Here is a 20,994-nt window from a genome sequence, read left to right as displayed (position 1 = left end):
GGCCCCGCACGACCCCTCTTTTTGACGGAGCAGGCCCCTTCACGGCCTGAGCGCTTTGCACGACCACGCACACGATCACCACCACGATCACGACCATTCCGAGTGCAGCCACGACCACGGCCCCCAGCACATCTACATCTACTCGCCCTCCAGCGCGGTGCGCGACAAGGCCGCGTTCAAGCGCGGCATCGCCCGCCTGAAGGCCCTGGGCCACGAGGTGGAGGTGGACGTGGACGCGCTGGCCACGCACACCCGCTTTGCGGGCGACGACGACACGCGCCTGGCCGCCATCCACCGCGCGGCGGCCAGCGGCGCCGATGTGGCGCTGATCTCGCGCGGCGGCTACGGCCTGTCGCGCATCCTGCCGGGCATTCGCTACAAGGCGGTGGCCAAGGCCATCGCGGGCGGCATGCGCTTCGTGGGCGTCAGCGACTTCACGGCGTTCCAGATGGCGCTGCTGGCCAAGACAGGCGCTACCTCGTGGGCGGGCCCGTCGCTGGGCGCCGACTTCGGCGTGGCGGGCGAGCCGGACGACATCATGGAAGCCTGTTTCGACGACCTGCTCACCGGCCACGGCGAAGGCACGGGCTGGCGCATGAACAACGAAAAACCCAACGCCATCACCGGCAAGCCCGCAGTGCCCAACGTGTACGTGAAAAGCGCCACGCTGTGGGGCGGCAACCTGGCCGTGCTGGCCTCGCTGGTGGGCACGCCGTACCTGCCGGCCATCAAGGGCGGCGTGCTGTTCATTGAAGACGTGCACGAGCACCCCTACCGCATCGAGCGCATGCTCACCCAGCTGCTGCACGCCGGGGTGCTGGCCCAGCAAAAGGCCGTGGTGCTGGGGCAGTTCACCAACTTCAAGCTCGCGCCCCACGACAAGGGCTACAAGCTGCAGTCGGTGGTGGACTGGCTGCGCACGCAGATCAAGGCGCCGGTGCTGACCAACCTGCCGTTCGGCCATGTGGAGACCAAGGTCCTGCTGCCCGTGGGCGCCACGGTGTCGCTGTCGGTGGAAGAGCGCGATGCGCTGATCTACTGGGGGCACCAGAGCTGACGCTGGCCTTGGAGGGCTGAGCGCTTGCGCGGCGCTCAGTGCATGGGCGGCAGATGGGGCGCCTGCGGCGGGCGCGGCGACCGCGGCAGTTGGCCTTGGAACAGGATGGTGAGCTCATCGATGGTCCGCTGCGCGCTGATGTCGCCGCGCAGCAGTAGCAGCGTCTTGAACAGGTCGATGCGCAGGTACCACAGCGCCTCGATGTCCGCGGCATAGCGCAGGCGCATGCTCATCCGGGCGACTTCGCACCCGGTCGTGCCCATCAGGCTTTGCAGCATGGCCCGGCGCACGTCCTCCAGGCCCTGGTCGCGCACCCACGCCGTGGACGACGGCTTGTCACGGCCGAGCAGGTCGTGCAGGTTGTTGCGGACATTGGGCTTGTTCCAGCGCATGGTGGGGAAAGTGAGGCAGGGTTTTTGTAACAGGGCCGGCCAAATTAAGCGGGAGCTCGCATCGGCGCAAGGGTGTTGCTCCTGTTTTTGCAGAAAGACAACAAATCAAGCGGATTTGTTGCCAACTTTTACGCAGTTCGGGTCGCCGTCCTGCCGGCGGGCCGGCAAACCTGCCCGGTACGAAGCCTGGCCGCCTGGCGCAACGATTCTTGACGGTTTTGTGTGTGCGCCGCCAGGGAGCTTGGTCTAAACTGATTCACATGATGTTACTAATAGGCCAGCGTTCATGAGTGTGCTCTCAACGATGGTCTTCGCGGACATATCGGGCAGTGCGGCGCTGTACGAAGCTTTGGGCAACGAGCGGGCTGCCGAGGCGGTGACGCAGGTCACGCAGTGGATCAGCGGCACCATCGAGACCCACGGCGGGCGGGTGGTCAAGACGCTGGGTGATGGCGTGCTGGGCGTGTTCGGCGATGCGGCCGGCGGCGTGTCCGCCATGGCCACCATGCTGCGCCAGCACAAGCTGCGGCTAGGACGCTGGCCCCAGCCCCTGCGCATGGACATCCGGGTGGGCGTGGCCAGCGGCGAAGTGATCGACGTGGATGGCGACTGCTATGGCGACGCCGTCAACGTCGCGTCCCGCCTGTGCGAGCGTGCCGGCCCGGCCGAGATCTGGGCCACCGAGACCACGGTGCTGCTCGCAGGTGCCGCGCCCGACGTCTGGTACCGCAAGCTCGGCATGATGGAGATCCGCGGCAAGGCCGAATCGCTCATGCTCTACCAGGTCGAATGGCGCGAGGACGAAGCGCCCGACTCGCTCACCATGCAGGCCGCCCTGGTCAGCAGCTTCGCGCCCGCCGATTCCATCCTGGGGCAGATCCAGTTCTCGTGGCACGGGGTGGACATGTCCTTCAGCTCGTCGGACGCACCGGTGCATGTGGGGCGCGCCAACCACGCCCAGCTGTGCATCAACGACCCCCGCGTGTCGCGCCTGCATGCCCGCATCGACTGGCGCAACAGCGGGTTCCTGCTGACCGACATGAGCAGCTTCGGCACCTGGGTGCGCTTTGACGGCAGCGACGCGCCGGTGCGGCTGCGCCGCGATGCCTGCATCCTGCACGGCACCGGGCAGATTGCGCTGGGCGTGTCGTTCAACGAGCCCAGCGCACCGGTCATGAACTTCCAGGTCGCAGGTGCGAACGTCCACCTGGGCTGACGGCCGGGCCCCCCTTTTGGCATGCGCGCACCCGCCGCGCCGGCCCCTTCAAGACAGTATCGGAGACAGATCAATATGGCATGGATGAAGCGGACCGCCGTCGGCCTGGTGGCGGTGGCGTTGCTCGCCGGGACCGGCGCAGCGGTGTATGTGCAGCGCAGTTTTGCGGCGCTGGACGGCAAGCTCAGCGTGGCGGGCCTGGCCCAGGCGGTGCAGGTGCAGCGCGATGCGGCCGACGTGACGCACGTGCGGGCGCAGACCCCGCAGGACGCCTGGTTTGCGATGGGCTACGTGCATGCGCAGGAGCGCACCTGGCAGCTCGAGTTCAACCGCCGCGTGATGCACGGCGAGCTGTCCGAACTGTTCGGCCCCGCCACGCTGGAGACCGACAAGCTCATGCGCGCGCTGGACATCATGGGCGTGGCGCGCCGCCAGTATGCGGGGCTGCCGCCATACGCCAAAGAGGCGCTGCAGGCCTACAGCCAGGGCATCCACGCCTTCCACAACCAGCGCCCGCAGGCGCTGCCGCCGGAGTTCCTGCTGCTGGGCGCCAAGCCCGGAGGCGACCGGGGTGCCGTGTGGGAGCCCGAAGACAGCGTGGGCTGGGCGCTGATGATGGCGCTGGACCTGGGCGGCAACTGGGGCACCGAGTTTGCGCGCCTGTCGGTGGCCCGCACGCTCGACACCGAACGCTTGTGGCAGCTGATGCCGCCATACCCTGGCGAGAAGCCCGCCGCAACGGCCGACCTGGCGGCGCTGTACCGCCAGCTGGGGGTGTACCGCGCGGCCGGGGCGGGCTCCACCGCGGCCGTGCCGGGCTCCGCAGCAGAAGACGTGGCCGGTGTGGCCGGGCGGCAGGCCCGAGGCCCTCTGTCCCGCCAGATCAGCGCCGGCATGCTGGCCTGGGCCGACGAGCTCACGCGCAACGCGGGCACCAACGAGGGCAAGGGCAGCAACAACTGGGTGATCGCTGGCACGCGCACCGTGAGCGGCAAGCCGCTGCTGGCCAACGACCCGCACCTGGGCCTGTCGGCCCCCGCCATCTGGTATTTCGCGGGGCTGCAGGCACCGGCCGGCAAGGCCGCCGACGGCACGCCGATCGCGCCCATCGACGCGGTGGGCGCCACCTTGCCGGGCCTGCCCTTCGTCGTGCTGGGCCGCACCGACAAGGTGGCCTGGGGCTTCACCAACACCGGGCCCGATGTGCAGGACCTGTACCTGGAGCAGATCAACCCCGCCGACCCCACGCAGTACCGCACGCCCGACGGCTGGGCGCCGTTCACGGTGCGCAACGAGACCATCCGCGTCAAGGGCGAGGCCGACGTGAAGGTGCCGCTGCGCAGCACGCGGCACGGCCCGGTGCTGAGCGACGCGCAGAAGTCGCACGCCGAGGTGCTGGACCTGGGCAAGTACGTGCTGGCGCTGCGCTGGAGCGCGCTGGACGACGACAACCAGACCGTGGTCGCGGGCTTCAAGACCAACCAGTCCAAGAGCGTGGACGCGCTGTTTGCGGGCCTGGCGCACTACCACTCGCCCATGCAGAGCGTGGTGGCGGCCGACGACCAGGGCACCATCCGCTTCAAGGCCGCAGGCCGCGCGCCGCTGCGCGATGCCGCCAACGACATCCGCGGCGTGGCCCCGTCGCCGGGATGGGATGCGCGCTACGACTGGAAGGGCTGGATACCGTACGACCAGACCCCGCAGGACGACGGCAGCAAGGGATGGATCGCCACCGCCAACCAGCGCGTGACGCCCCCCGACTACCCGCACTTCCTGACCCAGGACTGGGCCTTGCCCTACCGCTACGACCGCATCGCACAATTGATCGAAGCCACGCCGAAGCACGACGCGGCCAGCATGCAGGCCATCCACCGCGACATCACATCGCTCGCGGCGCGCCGCCTGCTGCCGTACTTGCAGCAGGCACAGTCGTCCCATGCATTGGCAGCCGCAGCGCACAAACAGCTGCAGGGCTTCGATGGCGTGATGGACGCGAACAAGCCGGCCCCGTTGATCTTTGCCGCCTGGACGGACGAGCTGGCCCGCGGCCTCATCGTCCCGCGCATCGGCGAGGACCGCTTCACCGCCACCTACGGCAAGCGCGACTACCGTGCGGCGCTGGAGGGCATCCTGGAGCGCAACGACACCTGGTGGTGCCAGCCCGCGACCTGCGCCGAGCAGTCCGCCGCCGCCCTGGGCCGTGCGCTCGACCGCCTGCAGGCCGCCTATGGCGCAGACCCGGCCCAGTGGCGCTGGGGCGCGGCACACCCCGCGCTCAGCGTGCACCGGCCTTTTGGCAACGTGCCGGCCTTGGCCCGTTTCTTCGACGTGAGCGTGCCCTCGCATGGCGACGGCTACACGGTGAACGTGGGCCAGTACAACGCGGGCGAGGCCAGCGGCCCGTTCGTCAACCGCCATGCGGCATCGCTGCGCGCGGTGTACGACCTGGCCGACCTGGAGCAGTCGCGCTTCATCTACCAGACGGGCCAGAGCGGCCTGGTGTTCTCGCCGCGTTACCGCGACATGAGCGCCACCTGGGCGGCCACCGGCTACCGCGCGCTGCAGCGCGAGCCCGCACGCTGGGTGCATACGCTCACGCTGACCCCCGACACCGCCGCGAAGTGACGCGGCCTGCAAGGAATACACCATGGGTTTCGTACCGTTGATCGACGTCAGCCGCGGCGGCTTTGCAGAGTGCCAGCACTGGGGTGCCGTGGCGGTGTCCAACCGCGAAGGCAAGGTGCTGGCCCGCGTGGGCGACCCGTACACCGTCACCTTCACCCGCTCCACCATCAAGGCCTTCCAGGCGCTGCCGTTCATGCAGGCCGGCGGCGCGGCCGCACTGGGCTGGGGCCAGGGCGAGCTGGCCCTGCTGTGCGCCAGCCACAACGGCGAACCGATGCACGTGCAGCAGGCCGAGCGCATGCTGGCCACCGTGGGCCAGGACTACCACGCGCTGCAGTGCGGCTGCCACCGGCCGCTGTTCGCAGAGCTGGGGCTGGGCACGATGTCCGCAGGCTTCGTGCCCGACGAGCGCCACAACAACTGCAGCGGCAAGCACGCGGGTTTTGTGGCGCACTGCGTGCAGCAGGGCTTGCCGCTGGAGGGGCATCTGGACCCGGCGCACCCGCTGCAGGTGGCCATTCGTGACCATGTGGCGCAGGCCGTGGGCCTGGCGCCCGACCAAATGCCCATGGGCATCGACGGCTGCTCGGCGCCCAACTACGCCATGCCGCTGGCCCACCTGGCGCGCGGCTATGCGCGTCTGGCGGGCGGCGCACCGGATACTGCGTTGCACCACAGCCTGACCACGCTGGCCGACGCGATGGTCGCGCGGCCCGAACTGGGTTCGGGCACCGGGCGGCATGACCTGGACTTTATGCGGGCCGGGCAGGGTGACTGGGTATCCAAGACCGGCGCCGACGGCGTGCAGGTGGTGGGAAGCCGCAGCCGGGGCGAGGCCTTTGCGCTCAAGGTCATGGACGGCAGCATGGTGGCGCAGGTCGCGGCCGCCGTGGAGGTGATGGACCAGCTCGGCTGGCTGGATGCCGGTCAGCGCGAGGCACTGGCCCCGCGCCGGTCCGCACGCATCGTCAACGCCAAGGGCTTGCAGGTGGGCGAGCGGCGGGCGGTGTTCAAGCTGGAGCCCGCCAGCGCCTGAGCCGGGAATTTGGCAGTGGTTCTGCCGGGGCTGTCGTGCGGGCCACTGCGCTGCGCGCGCCGGAATTTGATTGAAAAATGCCTTTACCGCTTGACTAGTAAGCGCTAGCAGCTACAAAAATAGTAGCAAACGGCTCCGTGTCGGGCAGCACATAGATCACGCCCCGCGACTGGCCGAACAGCGGTGCGATGAACTGGTTGTAGAACGCCTCGGGCGCATTCACGCAGCCGTAGCTGATGCGCTTGTCCTGCGCGCCCTGGCTGGCCAGGCGCTGGTGGCGGCGCTCGGCGGCGCTCACGCTGCGCACCCGGTGCAGCGACACGGCGGCGTCGTAGTCGATCCAGACGATGTCGTCGCCCTTCAAATTGCGCCCGGGCTCGGTGACGAAGCGCCCAGCGGGCGTGGTGCGCTCTTCGGGGCGGATCTGCGACAGCGGGCGCTGGCCGATGTCCGGCGCCGACCGGTCGCCCAGCGCCGCGCCCAGCAGCACCGGCGAGCTGCCCAGCCACTGCCCCTGTGCCGAAAACACATGGATGCGCGCGGCTGGCTTGTCGATCACGGCAAACGGCAGGCCCTGGTGGTCGGCCGTGTCGGTGGCCCAGCGCACCAGCCGGCGCGCCGTGGGCGAGGCATCCTGGGGCAATGGCGCAGCGGCCGCGGGCACGGCTGCCAGCACACCACCAGCAACCAAAGCCGTCACGGCAAAACGCCGGTTCACAGTCACAAAAAACATGTCTTCATCCAAAAAGCGTGCTCACACGCACAACCGCCGAAACTGGCGCGCACCCGGCCAGTGCACCCGTGGATCTGGCTTCGCCAGTCCACCGGGTGCGTCCCCCTCTGGGGGAAGGCGCCGCCAGGCGACTCAGGGGGGCTTTCTATCCACTGCAATGCCCTCAATAATGCCTGCACCTGTGACTCTTGCGAAGCTTTGTGCTTCGGCCCAACATGTTCGACCGTCTCCGCAAAGCATTCAGCGCCACTGGCTCCTTGGGCGCCCCCGGCCGGCCTGTGACCAACCGAGATGTGTCCCGCTGGGCGGCGGACCAGCGCCTGCCCATCGTCGCCCACGCCACCGACGGGCATTTCGACCTGGGCGGCGACATCCACGGCCACCCCTGGCGGCTCGAGTGCAGCACGCCCACGCGCGACTACGTGCAGGGCCTGGAGCTGCGCGGCCGCGCCGACGTGGGCGCCGACCCCGATGCCGCCGTGATGGTGATCAACCGCCCTCTGCAGGAGGTGCTGGAGCGCACCGCCTACGACGAGATCACCGACACCCTGCAGACGGCCATCAGCACCAGCCTGCCTGAAGAAATGCGATGGCTGTCGATGTACGAGGAGGTGACCTGGCCCGGCCTGCCGACGTCGTTCCGCGACCATTTCACCGTGGTCGCCGAGCGCATCGAGCAGGCCCAGCGCTGGATCCACGCGCCCGTGGTCTCGCAGCTGCTCAACGCGGTGGAAGGCGAGGGCGGCGCCGAACGCGCCAAATCCCCCATGGTGCTGATGCTCGCGCGCGGCAAGGTCTATCTGCGCCTGGAACACACCCAGCGCAGCCTGGCCGAGATCGCCCATGCCAAACAACTGCTGCTGGTCGCCGGCCAAGCCGCCTTGCAAAACCTGCCGCCCATGTCGGTGGCGGGGCCGGATGACGAGGCGGGTTTCGGCCGCTGACATCGCACACTCTCGCTGCAAAACAAAAACGGGGCCTGTGGCCCCGTGTTGTTTGGTGTCGTACGCCCTTGCCCTTTGAAACTGGCACGCCCCCGGCCAGTGCACCCGTGGAACTGGCTTCGCCAGGCCACCGGGTGCGTCCCCCTCCCGCGCACAGCGCGAGAGAGGGGGAAGACGCGAAGCGGCTCAGGGGGTGCTTACTTAACTTCCGCGAGTGATCGGCACACCCGCATCGCGGCCATAGGCGCCGTACTTGCCCAGCTCCCACTTGGCGATCGCGTTGCGGTGCACCTCGTCCGGGCCGTCGGCAAAGCGCAGCGTGCGTGCACCGGCGTAGGCGTACGCCAGCGGGAAGTCGTCGCTCATGCCGCCGCCGCCGTGCACCTGCATGGCCCAGTCGATGACCTGGCAGGCCATGCTCGGGGCCACCACCTTGATCATGGCGATCTCGGTCTTGGCGACCTTGTTGCCGGCCACGTCCATCAGCCAGGCGGCCTTCAGGGTCAAGAGGCGGGCCATGTCGATCTTGCAGCGGGCTTCGGCAATGCGTTCCTGCGTCACGGTCTGCTGCGCCACGGTCTTGCCGAAGGCCACGCGCGACGAGGCGCGCCTGCACATCAGCTCCAGCGCGCGCTCGGCCAGGCCGATGAGGCGCATGCAGTGGTGAATACGCCCGGGGCCCAGGCGCCCCTGGGCGATCTCGAAGCCGCGGCCTTCGCCCAGCAGGATGTTGGAGACGGGCACGCGCACGTTCTCGAAGGTCATCTCCACATGGCCGTGCGGCGCGTCGTCGTAGCCGAACACGTTCAGCGGCCGGATGATGGTGATGCCCTTGGCATCGGCGGGCACCAGCACCATGCTCTGCTGCGAGTGGCGCGGCGCTTCGGGGTCGGTCTTGCCCATGGTGATGAACACCGCGCAGCGCGGGTCGGCCGCACCGGAGATCCACCACTTGCGGCCGTTGATCACGTACTCGTCGCCGTCGCGCTCGATGCGCGTCTCGATGTTGGTCGCGTCGCTCGATGCCACGTCGGGCTCGGTCATCGCAAAAGCCGAGCGGATCTTGCCTTCGAGCAGCGGCTTGAGCCAGCGGGCCTTGTTGGCCTCGTCGCCGTAGCGGGCGATGGTCTCCATGTTGCCGGTGTCGGGCGCCGAGCAGTTGAACACCTCGCTGGCCCATGGCACGCGGCCCATGATCTCGGCCAGGGGCGCGTATTCCTGGTTGGTCAGGCCTGCACCGTCGTAGCCCGAGGCTGCGGCGCTGTCCACCGGCAGGAACAGGTTCCACAGACCGGCGGCCTGGGCCTTGGGCTTCAAGTTCTCGATGGTGGACAGGGCCGTCCACCGCTTGCCGGCCGCGGTGTTGGCGATCAGCTCGTTCTTGTACGCCACCTCGTTCGGATAGATGTGGTCATCCATGAACTGGAGCAGCCTGGACTGCAGTTCCTTGGTTTTGGGCGAGTAGTCAAAGTCCATGGGTGTCGTCTCCGTTGGTAATCGTTGGATCGTCAGGGCGGCGTCGGTGCCGCTCTATCGTGTGGGTCTCGGTGCGGGCGTGGGTGTGGTCTTCATCCGCGCTGCGCGAACGACCAGGCCAGCTCGGCCATGGGCCGTGCCGTGTCGCCCGAGGCCTTGGCCTGCGCGCTCGACGCGGTGCCGGCCTCCACCCGCTTGGCAATGCCCTGCAGGATGGCGGCGATGCGGAACATGTTGTAGGCCAGGTAGAAGTTCCAGTCGGCACGCAGTGCGTCGGGCGTGGCGATGCCGGTGCGTTCGCAGTAGCGGCGGATGTAGCTGTCTTCGTCGGGGATGCCCAGCGCCGCCAGGTCCTGCCCGGCGATGCCGCGGCCCATGGCGGCGGGGATGTGCCAGCTCATGCAGTGGTAGCTGAAGTCCGCCAGCGGATGGCCGAGCGTGGACAGCTCCCAGTCGAGCACCGCGATCACGCGCGCCTCGGTGGGGTGGAACATCAGGTTGTCGAGCCGGTAGTCGCCGTGCACGATGGACACGTGCCCCTCGTCCCGCGCGCTGGCGGGCATGTGGGCGGGCAGCCATTCCATGAGCTTGTCCATCTCGGGGATGGGCTGCGTGACCGACGCGACGTACTGCTTGCTCCAGCGGCCGATCTGGCGGTCGAAATAATTGCCGGGCTTGCCATAGCCGGCCAGGCCCCGGTCGGCGAACTTCACGCTGTGCAGCGCAGAGATCACGCGGTTCATCTCGTCATAGATCGCGGCGCGCTCTGCGGGGGCCATGCCGGGCAGGGACTGGTCCCACAGCACACGGCCCTGCATGCATTCCATGACGTAGAAGGCGCGGCCGATGACCGATTCGTCCTCGCACAGCACGAACATGCGGGGCACCGGCACATCGGTGCCGTGCAGGCCGCTCATCACCGCGAACTCACGCTCGATAGCATGGGCCGAGGGCAGCAGCTTGGCCACCGGGCCGGGCTTGGCCCGCATCACGTAGCTGGTGCCGGGGGTGATGAGCTTGTAGGTGGGGTTGGACTGCCCTCCCTTGAACATCTCCACCGTCAGGGGGCCGGCAAAGTCCTCCATGTGCTGTGCCAGCCAGGCCGTCAGCGTGTCGATGTCGAACGCGTGCTGGTCGGAGACGGGCCGGGTGCCCACGAAATGGTCAAAGTTGCTCATGGGTGGGCGAGGGGTGTGTTGTCGTTCTTCAGTTGTCGGTTTCGGCAATGCGCATGAGCGCCTCCCGGTCGCGCACCACCAGGCCGCCCGGCTCGATGCGGATGGCATCCTCGCGCTCCATGGCCTTGAGCTCCTGGTTCACCCGCTGGCGCGACGCACCCAGCAGCTGCGCCAGTTCTTCCTGCGCCAGCTGCAGGCCGATGCGCATCTCGCTGCCGTCCGACAGGCTGGGCACGCCGTAGCTGCGCACCAGGTGCACCAGCTGCTTGGCCAGGCGCGAGCGCAGGGGCAGGGTGTTGAGGTCTTCCACCAGCCCGAACAGCTGCCGTATGCGCCGTGCATGCAGGCGCAGCATGGCCTCGTACAGCTCGGTGTGCGCCGCGAGGATCTTCTTGAAGTCGGCCTTGGCCACGCACAGGATCGTGGTGTCCCCATGCGCATAGGCATCGTGCGTGCGCCGGTCCCCGTCGAAGATCGCCACGTCGCCGAACCAGATGCCCGGCTCCACATAGGTCAGCGTGATCTGCTTGCCCGAGATGGAGGTGGAGCTCACCCGCACCGCACCGCGCGCGCAGGCGATCCACTCCTCGGGCGGGTCGCCGCGGGCGGCGATGAGGCCGCCGTCCTTGAAGCGTTTGACGTATGCACATCGCAGGATGTCGTGGCGTAGCGAGGGTGAAAGGGATGAAAACCAGCGACCTGAGTTGATCGCTTCACGTTCTTCGATAGTAAGAATCGGGTCGTCCATGGCCTGTCTTTTGCGTGACTAGAAACAGGACCATTGTCGCGTGAGGGACCTTCGCGCTGCGTCAGGGTTGTCACCTGCGCGTCTGCGCGTGCGCGCAGAAAAAAACCCCTGGGTGCCGACGGGGCACGCAGGGGCTTGTGGAGTGCTTTGCAAGCGGCGCGGACACTGCCGCGGCGCAAGGCGCGCGGTCACTCGTAGCGCGGCGCGCGCTTTTCCAAAAAGGCGGTGATGCCCTCGCCGCCGTTGAGGTGGTGCAGGTTCTTCACGAAGTGGTCGCGCTCGTGGCCCAGGTGCTGGGTCAGGCTGGCACCGGGCGCGTCGTTGAGCAGCTCCTTGATGCTGGCGAGCGCGTTGGGCGCCTTGCCATTGAGCTGCTCGGCCAGCGCCAGCGCCGCATCGAGCGCCGCCCCGGGCTCGGCCACGCGGTTGACCACGCCCAGCGCGTGCAGGCGTTCGGCGCCGATGCGGTCGCCGCCCATCAGGATCTCGGTGGCCGCGTGCCGGGGCAGGGCCTGCGACAGGCTCCAGCTCGCGCCGCCATCGGGCGACAGCGCCACGTTGCTGTACGCCATCACGAACACCGCATTGCGTGCCGACACGATGAAGTCGCAGGCCAGCGCCAGCGAAAAGCCCGCACCGGCCGCCGCGCCTTCGACCGCTGCGATCACGGGCTTGGGGTAGGTGCGGATGGTCTCGATCCAGTTGTGCAGGCCTTCGATGCTCTGGGCCTGCACCTCGGGCGGCTGCTGGCGGTTGGCCAGCAGGCGCTGCAGGTTGCCGCCCGAGCAGAACATGCCGTCCGAGCCGGTGATGATCACGCTGCGGATGTCGGCGCTGCCTTCGGCCACGCTCAGCGCCTCGATGCCCGCCGCGTACATCGACGGGTCGATCGCGTTGCGCCGTTCGGGGTTGCTGAGGGTCAGGATCAGGGTCTGGCCCTGGCTGGTGCTCTTGAGTTCTGCGGGCATGTGCGTGACCTGGTGGACAGTGTGGGCGGTGGCTGTAACGACTGCTGAGGCATCCGGTCAGAACCGGAGTGCCTCATTCCTCGACGTGGGTGAGGCTCAGGCCGATGGCGCCGCGCCGGCGCAGCCAGGGGCTGGGGCGGTAGCGGGTGTCGCCATACACGGTCTGCATGTTGAACAGCACCTCGAGGATGTTGGGCGGGCCCCAGCGGTCGCCCATGGCCAGCGGGCCCTGCGGGTAGCCCAGGCCCAGGGTCACGGCGGTCTCCAGGTCCTTGGGCGAGCAGATGCCCTGCTGGCAGATGTCGGCGGCGATGTTGACGATGGTGGCCACCACGCGCTGCGTGACGAAGCCGCCGCTGTCGCGGATCACGCTCACGGCCTTGCCGTCGCGGGCGAACAGGGCGTGCGCCGCGTTGCGGATGTCCACGCGCGTGGCGGGGTTGGTGGCCAGCACGCGGCGCTTGGTGGCTGCGTCCTCCACCAGCATGTCGATGCCGATGGTGCGCGCAGGGTCCAGCCGCTCGACCACCGCCACGGTGGTCACGTCAAAGCCCAGCGGCGCGACCAGCGTGATGGCCTGCGGCGAGGGCGATTGCCCGGTCTCGATGGTGGCGCCCAGGTCCTTGAGCAGCTGGTACAGCTCGGCACGCCGCGCGGCGCGGGGCGACACCCACACCGGCGGGATGTCGCCCACCACCGGCACGGGCGGCTCGGCGGGCACCTGGGCCGCGCCGTCCACATAGCGGTAGAAGCCTTCGCCCACCTTCTTGCCGACCACGCCACCGGCCAGGCGTTGCGCGGTGATCACGCTGGGCCGAAAACGCGGCTCGTCGTAGTACTGGCGGTAGATGGATTCCATCACCGGGTGCGACACGTCCAGCGCCGTGAGGTCCATCAGCTCGAAGGGCCCGAGCTTGAAACCCACCTGGTCGCGCAGGATGCGGTCGATGGTGGCGAAGTCGGCCACGCCTTCGCCCACGATGCGCAGGGCCTCGGTGCCGAAGCCGCGCCCTGCGTGGTTGACGATGAAGCCCGGCGTGTCCTGCGCCTGCACGGGCGTGTGGCCCATCTGGCGGGCGTATGCAGCCAGCGCGGTGCAGACGGCAGCGTCGGTCTTGAGCCCGGCGATCACCTCGACCACCTTCATGAGTGGCACGGGGTTGAAGAAATGAAAGCCCGCCAGGCGCTCGGGCCGCTGCAGGCCCGCCGCAATCGCGGTGACGGACAGCGAGGACGTGTTGGTCGCCAGCACCGCGTCGCTGCGCACCACGGCTTCGAGCTCGGCGAACAGCGTTTTCTTCACATCCAGGCGCTCCACGATGGCTTCCACCACCAGGTCGCAGCCCGCCAGGTCGGCCACCGCCTGCACCGGGTGCAGCCGCGCGGCCAGGGCCGTGGCCTCGTCGGCCTCGATGCGCCCCTTGGCGACCAGCTTGGCCCACTGCTCTTGCAGCGCGGCCTGCGCGGCCTGGGCGGCGCCGGGATTGGCGTCCAGCAGATACACCTGGCTTCCGGCCTGGGCTGCGATCTGGGCAATGCCCCGGCCCATGGCGCCGGTGCCTACGATTCCGATGTGGTGAAACTGAATTTTCATAGCGCCATTATGGCTCTGGCCTTGACCGGGACTTATGTGCAAGAATGGGCCGCACCATAAATAGAACCTATTGTGAAAATCCGTAACACCGTACTTGGAGCCGGGCTGTGGGTGGTTGCTGCGGGCGCCGGTGCACTCTCGCTCGGCAGCAGCAGAGGCACGGTGGTGTTGGGCGCGCCCCTGGATGTGTCGTTCGAGGTGCAGCCGGATGCCGGCTCCGATGTCGCATCGTCCTGCGTGTCGGCCCAGGTCCGGGCCGGAGATACCCCCATCGGCGACGCCCGGGTGCGCATCACGCCGCTGCCCGACATGCGCGGCCGCCCGCCCGGTGTGCGCGTGCAGGCCAACGTGGCCATCGACGAGCCCGTGCTCACCGTCACGCTGTCGGCGGGCTGCAGCAGCAAGATCAGCCGCACCTATACCTTTCTGTCCGAACTGCCTGCCTCGGTGGCGCGCTCCACGGCGCCTGTCGATGTGTCGCGGCTGTCGTCGGCAACGCCTGGCGCGGCGGACGTGCCCCGCAGCGCGGCCGGCACCAGCGCCGCAACTGGCATGGGCACGGGCACTACCGCTCAGCGTGCCCCCGCCGGTTCCGCGCCCGCCGCATTGCCCGGTGACACGCCTGCCGCGCCAGCGCGGCCATCCGCCGCGGCTGCCAGCCGGCCGGTGCCACGCGCTGCAGCCAACAATGCGGCGCCAGCGCGCAGTGCGCAGCGCCCTCCCACGGCTGCGGCTGCGGCTGCGGCTGCGGCCGCTGCACCCAAGCCCGCAGAGCGCTCGCGCCTGGTCGTGGAGCCGCTGGACCTGTGGCTCGACCGCCCCGTGGCCCTGCGTGCGTCGCCCGAGCTGCTGGTCACGCCGTCGGACCAGCCGTCTGCACAGCGTGCCCAGGCTGCTGCGGTCTGGAAGTCCCTGAACGCGCAGCCCGAAGACATCAACCAGGACGCAGACCGCCTGAAGGCGCTGGAGGCCGACATGGCCACCCTGCGCGCCCAGGCCAGCCGCGACCGCGCCAGCGCCGCGCAGGCGCAGCAACAGCTGGAGCAGGTCCAGGAAGAACGTTTCCCCGCCCTGGTGGTGTATGTGCTCGGTGGCCTGCTGGCCGCCGCTCTGCTGCTGGTGGCGTGGGTGCTGGTGCGGATGCGCACCCGCTCCGAGAAGGCCATCCGCGACTGGCGCGACTCCGTGGCTGCGTTGGGCGGGCGGGACCCCGCGCTCGCGGCCCGCGACGAGGCGCTGGGCCTCAGGCCCCATCCGGGCGACACCTGGCTGCCGCCCGACACGACGCCGTCCCCAGTGCCGCAGGCCGCGCCCGCCGCAGCCCCGGCGGCCCAGGGGGCCGGCCGCAGCTCGGGGGCCGCGCCGCTGGCGCCCTCCATGGCGGATACCCAGGCGGCGCCCAGCCCCACGGCGCCGGCGCCTGCGAGCACCGCGGCCACCGCAGCGGCAGCCGCCGCCGCATCGGCCTCCGCCAGCCGGGCAGCGCTGCACATCGTCAGCCCGGAAGAGCTGTTCGACATCCAGCAGCAAGCCGAGTTCTTCATCTCGGTGGGCGAGCACCAGCAGGCCATCGAAGTGCTCAAGAAGCACATCGACGAGCGCGGCGATGTGTCCCCGCTGGCGTACCTGGAGCTGCTGCGGCTGTACCACACGCTGAGTCGCGTGGAAGAGTTCGCCCAGCTGCGCAAGCAGTTCATGCAGTCGTTCAACGCGCAAGTGCCGGAGTTCACCGGCTTTCACCGCACGGGACGCATGCTGTACCACTACACCGATGCGCTGGCCGAGATCGAGGCCGAGTGGACGTCGCCGTCCGTGCTGGTACTGCTTGAGAAGTACCTGTTCAGGCGCGATGGTGTCGGCGCCATCGAGCCGTTCGACATGGCGGCCTACGACGAGCTGCTGCTGTTGCTGGCCGTTGCGCAGACCACGCCGGCCTCCGCACGCGGCGGCGACGGGCCGCGCAAGCGCACCACGCCGCTGGCGCCCGACCGCATCGACGCGGTGGTGATGACCGAGCCCTCGGCCCCGCCGCCCCGGCCTGCCGCGCCGCAAGACGACCTGCCGCTCGACTCGCTGGCGGCCAGCCTGGAGTTCGATTTCGACGAGTCGCTGCGCACGCCGCGCGCCGTGCAGGCACCCGAGCCGCCTGCGGCCACGCGGCCCCCCATGGCACCGCCTGGCGTCGCTGTGGACACGCGGGGCGCGCCGCTGGACCTGGACCTGTCCGAGCCTCCCCACCTCACGCTCAGCGACCTGCCGCCCGTGCCGGTCACGCCACCTCCGGCATCGGGCGGGGCGGTGGGCTTTGGCATGGATAACGACCTGATGGAACTGCGCCTGGAGCTGGAGCAAAAGGACAACAGCAACAAGGGCCGTCCCTGAGCCGCTGAGCCGCTCAGCGGGGGTTGCGGATGGGCGAGGGGCCGAGCGCTTGCCGGCCTTTCCCAGTGGTTCCCATTCTTTCGGGTTCCGCCCACGCCCGTCTTGCGGTGCGGGGCAGCGCCGGCCGTTCAGCGGGTCCGTGGTGGCTGCCGCTCTGGCAGGCGACGCGACCAAGGCTGGCGCGAGCCGCAGCCCGCAGGGCGCCGCGGGTTCAGGCGGTGGTGCCCACGACCCGCATGGCCCGCATCAGGGCGCCGGCTTCGGCCTCCGGGTCGGGCGCATTGACCAGCGCCCTCACCACCGCGATCGACCCCACGCCGGTCGCCAGGACCTCCGCGAACTGACCGGCGCCAATGCCGCCGATGGCCACCTGCGGGTAGTGGCGCAGCAGCCGCGCGTACACGCCCAGGCGGCCCACGCCCTGGGGCGCGGTGGCCATCTTCTTGAGCGTGGTGGGGAACACGGCGCCCATGGCGATGTAGCTCGGGCCCACGGCATCCGCGCGCACCATTTCGGCATAGCCATGGGTGCTCACGCCCAGGCGCAGGCCGGACGCGCGCAGGGCCTGCAGGTCGTCCGCGCTGAGCGCATCCAGGTCTTCCTGGCCCAGGTGGATGCCGTAGGCACCCGCGGCGATGGCCGCCTGCCAGTGGTCGTTGATGAACAGCAGCGCGGACGTGCCCAGCACGGCCTGCACGGCGGCCCGCACTTCGCGGTCGATGGCCGCCGCGTCGTCGGACTTGAAGCGCAACTGCACCGTCGGCACGCCCGCACGGGCCATGCGGCCCACCCAGTCGGCGTCGGGCAGCACGGCGTACAGGCCCAGGTGCTGCGGGCAGGGGGCGAATGCCTGCGCGCGCGGCACGGGCTGCAGGCCGAAATCCTCGGACGCGTCGGGCCACAGGTCGGGCTGCACGGCGCCGGTGCGCTCGGTGCGGGCCTGCCAGGCCTGCGCCACGCATTCGGCGTCGTGGGCGATGAATCCCAGCGTGCTGCAGGCCTGCAGTGCCGCCAGATAGGCCGGGTCCTGCCGGGTGGGGGCAGGCGCCGCCTGGGGCGCAAAGCCCGCAAAGGTGGCGGCGTGGTGCGCAACGATCTGTTGCGCCAGGGCTTTCGTATCAAGCATCTTGAGCATGGTGCCAAAAAGGGGTGCCCAGCACGGGCGTGCTGGGCTGGGCGGCATCCTGCGCCGACATGGCGCCGGCCCGGCGCGCGGTGCGCCCGGCGTTCACCGCGTCGGCAAACGCGCCAGCCATGGCGACCGGGTCTTGCGCCAGGGCGACGGCGGTGTTCAGCAGCACGCCGTCGTATCCCCATTCCATCACCTGGCAGGCGTGCGACGGCAGGCCCAGCCCGGCGTCCACCAGCATGGGCACGTTCAGCCGCTCGCGCAGCGTCTGCAGGGCATACGGGTTGACGGGGCCGCGCCCGGTGCCGATGGGCGCTGCCCAGGGCATGACGGCCTGGCAGCCCACGTCCACCAGGCGCTGGCACAGCACCAGGTCTTCGGTGCAGTAGGGCAGCACCTGAAAGCCTTCCTTGATGAGGTGTTCGGCCACGCCCACCAGGTTGAGCGTGTCGGGCTGCAGGGTGTAGTCGTCGCCGATCAGTTCCAGCTTGATCCACGGCGTGTCGAACACCTCGCGCGCCATCTGCGCGGTGGTGATCGCCTCTTGCGCGCTGTGGCAGCCCGCGGTGTTCGGCAGCACCGGCACGTTGAGCTTGCGCAGCAGCTCCCAGAAGCTGTTGCCGCTCTCGGCCGGGTTGCTGCCCTGGCGGCGCAGCGACGCGGTGACCATGGCCGGCTGCGCGCGCTGCACGGCGGCCTCCAGCACGGCGGGCGAGGGGTAGCGGGAGGTGCCCAGCAGCAGCCGGCTGGCAAACTGCTGGCCGTACAGCACCAGGGGGTCTTGGGGCGTCGGGGTGGTCATGTCTGTACTATGAATTTGATAGCTGTTAGCGCTTGCTGGATCAGCGGTAGGGGCCGATTTTGCTCGAATTTGAGGGTGGATCAGCCCCCCGTCACGGGCGAGATGACCTCCACCCGGTCGCCCGGCTGCAGCGTGTGGGCGGCATAACGTGTGTTGGGCACGAAGGTGGTGTTCACCGCCACGGCGAACGGGGGTCGCGCGGCGATGGCGGCCACGGCGTCGGCCACGGTGGCGCCCTCGGGCAGGTCGTGCGGGGTCTGGTTGATGGAGATGTTCATGCGATGGCGCGGGCTGCTGAATCTGTGGTGCGGGCCGGGCCCTCGGGGGTGTGTTCCAGGTCCAGCGCCAGGTCAAAACGTTGCGAAAGCTGCGATTGTCCCCCGTTCAGCACCTCCAGCGTCACATCCAGCATGGCGGGCGCGATCATGAAGCCGTGGCGGTACAGGCCGTTGATCTCGAGCACGCCGGGACGCGGCTGGCGGATGGCGGGCAGGTTGTCGGGCAGGGTGGGGCGGCACTGCGTGGCCAACTCCAGAATGCGGCCTTCGCCAAAACCCGGGTGCACGGCGTAGGCGGCAGACAGCAGCTCCAGCGTGGAGCGCACGCTGGCGGGCGACAGGTCGTCGGACTCGATCTCGGTGGCGCCGATGACGAACAGGTGGTCTTCCTTGGGCGCGATGTAGATGGGGTAGCGCGGGTGAACGAGCCGCGTGGGGCGCAGCAGCGTCACGTCGGGGGCGTGGATGCGCGCCACTTCGCCGCGCACGCCGCGCAGCGCGGCCCACTGGGGCCGTGCGCCCAGGCCGCGGCAGTCGAGCACCCAGTCGGGCTGGCCCGGCTGGCCGGGGGCAAAGGCGTCGGGCGAGCGGGGTGCGTGCCAGTGGGTGCGCACCGCCAGCCGCTGCATCTCCACCACCAGGGCGGCGAGCAGCTGGCGGTTGTCCAGCTGGCCTTCGCCGGGCAGGTACAGGCCCTGCGCAAACCGGTGGGCCAGCGTGGGCTCGGCCTGGGCCAGGCCGGTGGCATCGAGCTTTTGCAGGCTGGGCAGCTCCGGCACGGCGCGCTGGTTGGTCTCCAGCTGGCGCGTCAGGCGCTGGGCCTCGGCGGCATCCTGACGGTGCCAGACGATGAGGGTGCCCGCCTGCTGGAAGAACACCGGCTCGGCCAGCGGCGCCAGCAACTGCGGCCAGCGGGTGAGTGCGTGGTGGCCCATGCGCACCACGCCGGGCTCGGTGATGGCCGATTCGGCCAGGGGCGCCAGCATGGCCGCCGCCACGGTGGCGGCCGAGCCTTCGGCGGCCGGGCTGCCGGCGTCGTAGATGTCGACACGGTGCCCCTGGCGGGCCAGCTCCACGGCCAGAAGACGGCCCATGAGGCCTGCGCCCAGGATGGCAAAGGAAGAGGGTGACAGGGGCATAGGCGATTCGTGTGTCCGTGGGCTGCAGGCCAGGCGCGACGACGGTGCGAGCCAGGGTGCAAGGACAAAACGGGGCTGTGCCGTTGGTGGAAACTCCCCACGCCAGCATGACCTGGATCGGGTAGCGGGGCGGTTGCATGCCGGTGGCGATGCGGGGCCCCAGGGTATTTCTCAGTCCCCCTTGCCGGCCATGCATCCATGACCGGGCGGGCGGGACACCCCTGTTTCGTCCGGAAAAATCAATTACAGCACATCCCTCTGCCGCGCCTTTTTGATGTGGCGCATAGGCCATAATTTTTGCCATGACATCTTCGACTCAGGCGCCCCCCGCGGCGCGGCGCTACGCACGCGTGCTTTCCATTGCCGGCTCGGACAGCGGCGGCGGGGCGGGCATCCAGGCCGACCTCAAGACCTTCAGCGCCCTGGGCTGCTACGGCATGACGGCGATCACCGCCATCACCGCGCAGAACACCTGCGGCGTCACCGGCATCCACGGCATTCCGCCCGAGATGCTCAAGGCCCAGATCGACGCGGTGGTGCAGGACATCGGCGTGGATGCGGTCAAGATCGGCATGCTGCATTCGCCCGAGGTGGTGCGCGTGGTGGCCGATGCCATCCGCACCTACCAGCTGCCGCACGTGGTGCTGGACCCTGTCATGGTGGCCACCAGCGGCGACCGGCTGATCGCGCAGGAGACGGTGGGCGTGCTGGTCCAAGAGCTGTTCCCGCTGGCCGAGGTGATCACCCCCAACCTGGACGAGGCCGGCTGGCTGCTGGGCCGCACGATCGAGGGTGTGGATGCGTTGCAGGCCGCAGTGGATGGCCTGCTGGCGCTGGGCGCGCCCGCCGCGCTGCTCAAGGGCGGGCACTTGCCCGGCGACTGGGTGGTGGACCTGCTGGGCACGCGCGGCGGCGTGGCGCAGCGGCTCGAATCAGCGCGCATCGCCACGCACAACGGCCACGGCACGGGCTGCACGCTGTCGTCCGCCATTGCCGCGCACCTGGCGCTGGGCCTGCCGCTGCAGCAGGCGGTGGAGCGCGCCCGCAGCTACATCCTGGGCGCCATCGCCGCCGGTGCCGACGTGCACACGGGCCGTGGCCACGGGCCGCTGAACCACGGCTATGCGCCGGTGGCGCAGGTCGTGGTTTATTGATTCGGCGTTCTTCAACTTGAACCGTTCACGCTGAGCTTGCCGAAGCGCCGCGCAAGGCTTCGACAAGCTCAGCCCGAACGGTTTGTTCAAGTTAAATAAAAGATGCCGCAGCCATGGGGATGGTTCGGGACTGATGCATGGCT

The 20,994-nt window shown here is 69.4% G+C and carries 18 protein-coding genes; 7 read left to right on the top strand and 11 right to left on the bottom strand.

Annotated elements, in window-relative coordinates; translation table 11 throughout:
- The first annotated feature begins 55 nt into the window (after positions 1–55).
- The gene (locus ASG27_RS15415) at positions 56–1,057 is read left to right on the top strand and encodes an LD-carboxypeptidase (protein ID WP_056421242.1); all 1,002 of its coding nucleotides are present in this window, start codon (positions 56–58) and stop codon (positions 1,055–1,057) included.
- 35 nt (positions 1,058–1,092) lie between these two features.
- Here the strand turns inward: ASG27_RS15415 and ASG27_RS15410 are convergent, their stop codons facing one another.
- Positions 1,093–1,449: a hypothetical protein gene (locus tag ASG27_RS15410; protein ID WP_056421243.1), complete on the bottom strand. Its 357-nt coding sequence runs from the start codon at positions 1,447–1,449 to the stop codon at positions 1,093–1,095.
- A 286-nt stretch (positions 1,450–1,735) separates the two neighbouring features.
- On the opposite strand from ASG27_RS15410, the gene ASG27_RS15405 reads away from it, so the two are divergent.
- The 3 genes from ASG27_RS15405 to ASG27_RS15395 all read left to right on the top strand — a co-directional run bounded on the left by ASG27_RS15405 (position 1,736) and on the right by ASG27_RS15395 (position 6,326).
- A complete protein-coding gene (locus ASG27_RS15405; protein ID WP_200912474.1) occupies positions 1,736–2,665 on the top strand; it encodes an adenylate/guanylate cyclase domain-containing protein in 930 nt (309 codons plus the stop codon).
- A gap of 75 nt (positions 2,666–2,740) precedes the next feature.
- Complete coding sequence (locus ASG27_RS15400) at positions 2,741–5,290, top strand: penicillin acylase family protein (protein WP_056421245.1); 2,550 nt, start codon at positions 2,741–2,743, stop codon at positions 5,288–5,290.
- A gap of 22 nt (positions 5,291–5,312) precedes the next feature.
- Entirely contained in the window at positions 5,313–6,326 is a 1,014-nt protein-coding gene (locus tag ASG27_RS15395; RefSeq protein WP_056421246.1) for an asparaginase, read from the top strand.
- Positions 6,327–6,420: 94 nt separating this feature from the next.
- Here the strand turns inward: ASG27_RS15395 and ASG27_RS15390 are convergent, their stop codons facing one another.
- Positions 6,421–7,059, bottom strand: a complete 639-nt coding sequence (locus ASG27_RS15390; protein WP_056421247.1) for a hypothetical protein — start codon at positions 7,057–7,059, stop codon at positions 6,421–6,423.
- A gap of 278 nt (positions 7,060–7,337) precedes the next feature.
- On the opposite strand from ASG27_RS15390, the gene ASG27_RS15385 reads away from it, so the two are divergent.
- The gene (locus tag ASG27_RS15385) at positions 7,338–8,003 is read left to right on the top strand and encodes a hypothetical protein (protein ID WP_235504130.1); all 666 of its coding nucleotides are present in this window, start codon (positions 7,338–7,340) and stop codon (positions 8,001–8,003) included.
- Between the two features lie 201 nt (positions 8,004–8,204).
- Here the strand turns inward: ASG27_RS15385 and ASG27_RS15380 are convergent, their stop codons facing one another.
- The 5 genes from ASG27_RS15380 to ASG27_RS15360 all read right to left on the bottom strand — a co-directional run bounded on the left by ASG27_RS15380 (position 8,205) and on the right by ASG27_RS15360 (position 13,967).
- Positions 8,205–9,479, bottom strand: a complete 1,275-nt coding sequence (locus tag ASG27_RS15380) for an acyl-CoA dehydrogenase family protein (protein WP_056421249.1) — start codon at positions 9,477–9,479, stop codon at positions 8,205–8,207.
- A 92-nt stretch (positions 9,480–9,571) separates the two neighbouring features.
- The gene (locus ASG27_RS15375; RefSeq protein WP_056421250.1) at positions 9,572–10,657 is read right to left on the bottom strand and encodes a phosphotransferase; all 1,086 of its coding nucleotides are present in this window, start codon (positions 10,655–10,657) and stop codon (positions 9,572–9,574) included.
- 28 nt (positions 10,658–10,685) lie between these two features.
- The gene (locus ASG27_RS15370) at positions 10,686–11,405 is read right to left on the bottom strand and encodes a Crp/Fnr family transcriptional regulator (RefSeq protein WP_056421251.1); all 720 of its coding nucleotides are present in this window, start codon (positions 11,403–11,405) and stop codon (positions 10,686–10,688) included.
- Between the two features lie 188 nt (positions 11,406–11,593).
- Entirely contained in the window at positions 11,594–12,373 is a 780-nt protein-coding gene (locus tag ASG27_RS15365) for an oxepin-CoA hydrolase, alternative type (protein ID WP_056421252.1), read from the bottom strand.
- A gap of 73 nt (positions 12,374–12,446) precedes the next feature.
- The gene (locus ASG27_RS15360; protein WP_056421253.1) at positions 12,447–13,967 is read right to left on the bottom strand and encodes a 3-hydroxyacyl-CoA dehydrogenase; all 1,521 of its coding nucleotides are present in this window, start codon (positions 13,965–13,967) and stop codon (positions 12,447–12,449) included.
- A 72-nt stretch (positions 13,968–14,039) separates the two neighbouring features.
- Between ASG27_RS15360 and ASG27_RS15355 the strand changes: the two genes are divergently transcribed.
- Complete coding sequence (locus ASG27_RS15355; RefSeq protein ID WP_235504131.1) at positions 14,040–16,349, top strand: type IV pilus assembly protein FimV; 2,310 nt, start codon at positions 14,040–14,042, stop codon at positions 16,347–16,349.
- Positions 16,350–16,560: 211 nt separating this feature from the next.
- Here ASG27_RS15355 and ASG27_RS15350 read toward each other — a convergent pair whose 3' ends face one another.
- The 4 genes from ASG27_RS15350 to ASG27_RS15335 form a co-directional block, all read right to left on the bottom strand.
- Complete coding sequence (locus tag ASG27_RS15350) at positions 16,561–17,475, bottom strand: thiamine phosphate synthase (RefSeq protein WP_082486110.1); 915 nt, start codon at positions 17,473–17,475, stop codon at positions 16,561–16,563.
- On the bottom strand, positions 17,468–18,280 hold the full coding sequence (locus tag ASG27_RS15345; protein WP_056421255.1) for a thiazole synthase: 813 nt from the start codon (positions 18,278–18,280) through the stop codon (positions 17,468–17,470). Before ASG27_RS15345 ends, ASG27_RS15350 begins: the two co-directional genes overlap by 8 nt.
- Positions 18,281–18,360: 80 nt before the next feature.
- Positions 18,361–18,558 (bottom strand): sulfur carrier protein ThiS, encoded by a 198-nt coding sequence (gene thiS, locus ASG27_RS15340; RefSeq protein WP_056168117.1) that lies wholly within the window; start codon positions 18,556–18,558, stop codon positions 18,361–18,363.
- On the bottom strand, positions 18,555–19,697 hold the full coding sequence (locus tag ASG27_RS15335) for an FAD-dependent oxidoreductase (protein ID WP_056421256.1): 1,143 nt from the start codon (positions 19,695–19,697) through the stop codon (positions 18,555–18,557). Before ASG27_RS15335 ends, thiS begins: the two co-directional genes overlap by 4 nt.
- A 302-nt stretch (positions 19,698–19,999) precedes the next feature.
- Between ASG27_RS15335 and thiD the strand changes: the two genes are divergently transcribed.
- On the top strand, positions 20,000–20,851 hold the full coding sequence (thiD, locus tag ASG27_RS15330; protein ID WP_056421257.1) for a bifunctional hydroxymethylpyrimidine kinase/phosphomethylpyrimidine kinase: 852 nt from the start codon (positions 20,000–20,002) through the stop codon (positions 20,849–20,851).
- The last annotated feature ends 143 nt before the right edge of the window (positions 20,852–20,994 follow it).

Origin of the sequence: Acidovorax sp. Leaf191 (assembly GCF_001424425.1) — a bacterium.
Lineage (GTDB): Bacteria > Pseudomonadota > Gammaproteobacteria > Burkholderiales > Burkholderiaceae_C > Acidovorax.
This window is presented reverse-complemented; position numbering and strand designations above follow the sequence as displayed.

What these genes read in the sequence shown, in the direction of transcription:
- ASG27_RS15370 (WP_056421251.1), bottom strand. Translation starts at nt 11,405, where the DNA reads ATGGACGACCCGATTCTTACTATCGAAGAACGTGAAGCGATCAACTCA.
- ASG27_RS15400 (WP_056421245.1), top strand. Translation starts at nt 2,741, where the DNA reads ATGGCATGGATGAAGCGGACCGCCGTCGGCCTGGTGGCGGTGGCGTTG.
- ASG27_RS15395 (WP_056421246.1), top strand. Translation starts at nt 5,313, where the DNA reads ATGGGTTTCGTACCGTTGATCGACGTCAGCCGCGGCGGCTTTGCAGAG.
- ASG27_RS15345 (WP_056421255.1), bottom strand. Translation starts at nt 18,280, where the DNA reads ATGACCACCCCGACGCCCCAAGACCCCCTGGTGCTGTACGGCCAGCAG.
- ASG27_RS15365 (WP_056421252.1), bottom strand. Translation starts at nt 12,373, where the DNA reads ATGCCCGCAGAACTCAAGAGCACCAGCCAGGGCCAGACCCTGATCCTG.
- thiD (WP_056421257.1), top strand. Translation starts at nt 20,000, where the DNA reads ATGACATCTTCGACTCAGGCGCCCCCCGCGGCGCGGCGCTACGCACGC.
- ASG27_RS15380 (WP_056421249.1), bottom strand. Translation starts at nt 9,479, where the DNA reads ATGGACTTTGACTACTCGCCCAAAACCAAGGAACTGCAGTCCAGGCTG.
- ASG27_RS15335 (WP_056421256.1), bottom strand. Translation starts at nt 19,697, where the DNA reads ATGCCCCTGTCACCCTCTTCCTTTGCCATCCTGGGCGCAGGCCTCATG.
- ASG27_RS15350 (WP_082486110.1), bottom strand. Translation starts at nt 17,475, where the DNA reads ATGCTTGATACGAAAGCCCTGGCGCAACAGATCGTTGCGCACCACGCC.
- ASG27_RS15375 (WP_056421250.1), bottom strand. Translation starts at nt 10,657, where the DNA reads ATGAGCAACTTTGACCATTTCGTGGGCACCCGGCCCGTCTCCGACCAG.
- ASG27_RS15405 (WP_200912474.1), top strand. Translation starts at nt 1,736, where the DNA reads ATGAGTGTGCTCTCAACGATGGTCTTCGCGGACATATCGGGCAGTGCG.
- ASG27_RS15360 (WP_056421253.1), bottom strand. Translation starts at nt 13,967, where the DNA reads ATGAAAATTCAGTTTCACCACATCGGAATCGTAGGCACCGGCGCCATG.
- thiS (WP_056168117.1), bottom strand. Translation starts at nt 18,558, where the DNA reads ATGAACATCTCCATCAACCAGACCCCGCACGACCTGCCCGAGGGCGCC.
- ASG27_RS15410 (WP_056421243.1), bottom strand. Translation starts at nt 1,449, where the DNA reads ATGCGCTGGAACAAGCCCAATGTCCGCAACAACCTGCACGACCTGCTC.
- ASG27_RS15390 (WP_056421247.1), bottom strand. Translation starts at nt 7,059, where the DNA reads ATGTTTTTTGTGACTGTGAACCGGCGTTTTGCCGTGACGGCTTTGGTT.